Source organism: Alkalibacterium sp. m-11 (assembly GCF_054658155.1).
This window is the reverse complement of the sequence record NZ_BAAGIR010000166.1, coordinates 1-3,693: the sequence shown is the minus strand read 5'-3', so window position 1 is coordinate 3,693 and position 3,693 is coordinate 1. Positions and strand designations below refer to the sequence as shown.

Annotated in this window: 4 protein-coding genes; 2 read left to right on the top strand and 2 right to left on the bottom strand. The window is 36.9% G+C overall.

The features are described from left to right. Positions 1 to 861: 861 nt before the first annotated feature. Complete coding sequence (gene tnpA, locus ACYQ2O_RS11095) at positions 862 to 1,284, bottom strand: IS200/IS605 family transposase (protein ID WP_459796635.1); 423 nt, start codon at positions 1,282 to 1,284, stop codon at positions 862 to 864. 89 nt (positions 1,285 to 1,373) lie between these two features. On the opposite strand from tnpA, the gene ACYQ2O_RS11090 reads away from it, so the two are divergent. Beyond that, positions 1,374 to 2,510 (top strand): RNA-guided endonuclease TnpB family protein, encoded by a 1,137-nt coding sequence (locus tag ACYQ2O_RS11090; protein WP_459796634.1) that lies wholly within the window; start codon positions 1,374 to 1,376, stop codon positions 2,508 to 2,510. Between the two features lie 86 nt (positions 2,511 to 2,596). Continuing rightward, the gene (locus ACYQ2O_RS11085; protein WP_459796633.1) at positions 2,597 to 3,523 is read left to right on the top strand and encodes a nuclease-related domain-containing protein; all 927 of its coding nucleotides are present in this window, start codon (positions 2,597 to 2,599) and stop codon (positions 3,521 to 3,523) included. Here the strand turns inward: ACYQ2O_RS11085 and ACYQ2O_RS11080 are convergent. Continuing rightward, positions 3,488 to 3,693 (bottom strand): hypothetical protein (locus tag ACYQ2O_RS11080; RefSeq protein WP_459796632.1); only part of this gene is annotated, 206 nt, incomplete at its 5' end. The two genes, ACYQ2O_RS11085 and ACYQ2O_RS11080, sit on opposite strands and share 36 nt — an antisense overlap.

Sequence of the window (3,693 nt, the reverse complement as noted above, 5' to 3'; positions counted from 1 at the left end):
GTTTAGTTTCACTAAACCAACTGGCAGAGTCTGCTTACTTAAGATATTGAACCGCCGTATACGGAACCGTACGTACGGTGGTGTGAGAGGACGGTAAATAAATTAATTATTTACCCCCTACTCGATTGAGGTGCTTTTAGCAGGAATGAGGGGACAAAATGGGGGGGAGACTTCTTTGGCTTGGGTTCTAGTTGTATTTTAGGGGTATGAAGACTTTCATAGATGTAAGTAGCTAATGTGTAATGGCATATTATGCATGAGTGAGTTATTTAAACTGTCTTTAGATCGATTTTACCTATAGTTTATTTTGTCGGTGAACCATAAGGTAGAACTAGAGCCTCTCTAGTTCTATTTTAAAAATGAAAGACAAAAGTTACTGCTGCTAAAAGGGTTCTAGCTTTATTTTAGGTTTCATAGATAGTATGAACTACAAGTAGATTGCATGTAGCTGTACTTCAGCTAAGATAGTATTGATTGAAATGAAAGTATAATGCTCGATAAGAGCATTTTCCGTCTTGCTCTTCCAGCTGAACTGCAGTTAGCTGGTCTTCAAATCAGAATCAAGTCTGAAGGGCTCTTAAGAATGTAGAATCTGGGCAACCAGATTCTTTCTAAATCATCTTTTTTAAATATTTCCTATTAATTTCATGATTTTTGAGATAAAAGGACAATGATTAGTATAGAGAGACTTAAGAGACGGAGGCAAGAAGCATGGAGCATATCATTAGACGAAAACCACAGGCCTTATTAGTAATGGAAGCATTGAATAAACGCATGATCCTGTCCAGGAAAGAGAAACAAAACCTCTATTCTATACGGGTTGTCAGCTAAGAGAACTCGTTACTTCAGTGACGAGGTGAATTAGCGTCTTGGGCGACCCGCATTATATTCTGTTAATTGGTTTTCAATATATTCTTTAACAATATGTTTTGATACATTCCCTAATGTAGACATAAAGTAGCTACCTGACCATAAGTGTCCTCCCCACAACTGCTCTTTCGTTTCAGGGTATTTTTTAAACCACATTCTTGCCGAACCACCCTTTAACGTTTGAACGATTTTACTAGCAGAGTGCTTTGGATGAAATGAAATCATTAAATGAATATGGTCAGGTAATACTTCAATATTTTGAATCACGATATCATTGTCTTCTGCTAATTTTAATAATATTTCTTTCATGTTTTCACGTAATGCTTCTGTTGCAAAAATTTCCTTTCGGTATTTTGTTACCCAGACTAAATGGAAATTAAAATCATACACACTGGTTCTTGTTTTCACTAACATTTTTCCAACAAATCCCTTCTAATCAAACGTATTCTGTTTACATTTTACTACACATAGGGTATGATGTAACAGAAAGGTGGTGAATAAACATGTATAAAGGAATTGAAGGGAAAATTTACCCGAACAAAGACCAACAAGTTTTAATCAATCAGACGTTTGGGCATTCAAGATTTGTCTGGAATCAAATGTTGAATATGCTAAACACAAGATACGAAAACAATCCAGATTTGAACATGTTATCTTTCAGTAAACTAAGTTCTTTGCTCACTCAAATGAAAAAAGAGTATGCTTGGTTGAAAGACGTGGACTCTAAAGCTCTGCAAAATTCTGTTAAAACGCTTCGAGAAACATTTGATAGGTTCTTTAAAAAACAATCAAATTACCCACGGTTCAAATCAGGAAAGATTCATAAACAGTCTTATAAGACCCTTGAACGAACAATACGATTCAACCATAACCAAAAGTACATTAAACTGCCCAAATTGGGTTGGGTTAAGTGCAGAATGTCTCTGAACCACATTAATAATAACAACATCAAATCAGTTACTGTTACCCGTAAATCCAACAACAACTATTATATTTCTGTATTAGTAGAGTGCGAAAACCAAGACTTACCTAAGACAGACAAAATAGTTGGGGTAGATTTAGGATTGGCTGATTTAGCGATTACTTCTGATGGAATAAAATACCCTTCTTTATATTTGGATAGAAAGTACAAGAAGCAACTGCATTACTGGGAAAAACGATTAGCTAGAAGACGCATTCAAGCTAAGAATGAAGGCATCGACCTAAGAAGTGCAAAGAATTATCAAAAAGCCAGAATCCAAGTAGCTAAACTGAATCAGAAGATTAAGGATACACGCAAAGATTATCTCCACAAAATAACAACTGAATTAGTAGAGACGTATGATGTTATTTGTATTGAAGATTTGCGAACATCTAATATGATGAAGAATAGCAAACTAACTCAAAGTATCGCCTCTCAATCATGGAGAATGTTTAGAAACCTGTTGGAATACAAATGTCTGGCTTATGGAAAAGACTTTATTGCTGTGAACCCTTATAAAACATCACAGATTTGCTCTTCGTGTGGTTCTGAAACAGGCAAAAAACCCCTAAACATTAGAAGTTTCACCTGTCCTGAATGTAATACTCACCATGACAGAGACATTAATGCAAGTAAAAATATAAAAAATATTGGGCTTGGGATGAGCCTTAGTCAATAGCTTAAACCGCTGATATTTGTTTGAAATAGCAAATATCAAGTTCTGAGTGTTCCTAGAAACTCGGTACTTTAGTGCCGATGTAGTTCATGACAAAAGGTTACGAAGGTGAATGCATTTTCGATGACATGATAAAAGAAGTGAATCCTAAAGCACAAGTAATGAAGGATCTACTGTTAAAAGTGAATGGAACCACCTTTCAGATAGATACTATATTGATTGCATCAGATACGATCTACTTTTATGAAATCAAAAATTATGAAGGAGAATACCAGCTGAATAAAGAGAAAATGATTATCTACAGAAGTGGAACAGAGATTTTGAATCCAGTTAACCAATTACAGCGAAGCTCTTTTTTGTTCAGTCAGCTGCTCAATCAGAACAAGCATTCATTCAAAATTAAAGCAAATATCATTTTCATCAATTCTCAGTTTACATTGTATACATCGAGCCCTGTAGAAAATGTGATACTGCCTCCACTCATTTCAAAGCATCTTGACCATATAGCCTCTGTCAAGTCCACAAAAAAATCTTCTATAGATCTGATCAATTTCTTGAGGAGTCAACATATCAGTAATCACGATTTCGCGGATCTCCCGAAGTATTCAATGGATAAGTTAAACCAGCAGTCGTTCTGTCGAACATGTGAGTCACCGTTTCTTGAGATTACTGGAAGGAAGGTCAGGTGTGAAGATTGTGGAAAGATAGAAACCATCGCTAGTCTTGTCAGACGTCATATAGAAGAATATAGATTACTTTTCCCGGATATAAGGCTGACAACGCCCGAAATTCACCAGTGGTGCGGCAAACTGATCTCAGCTTTCTCTGTTCGACACGTACTCAAAAATTACTACCAAAGCGAACAGGAGGGAAGATGGCGGTATTATAGAGGAAAGACTCATACGGACCTGGAAAAACCGATTGGAGATAAACGTATGGCCATCGACCGATTGTATTTCGAAGACGGAGAAATTAATAACTTAGGCCCAACTGGTGAGCAGCAGGAAATGAGATAGTATAATAGGTTGAGAAAAGCTGTCCTGACGGGCAGCTTTTTTACATGTGCGCCCGGCATGGGCGACAACTTGGTGGTGAAAGTCCACTACAGACTTGGCAGTAGGAACTGTTAGCGAAAGACAAGGGTGTCCGCCGTGAGGCGGAATCTGAAGGAAGTCGGACGCAAATG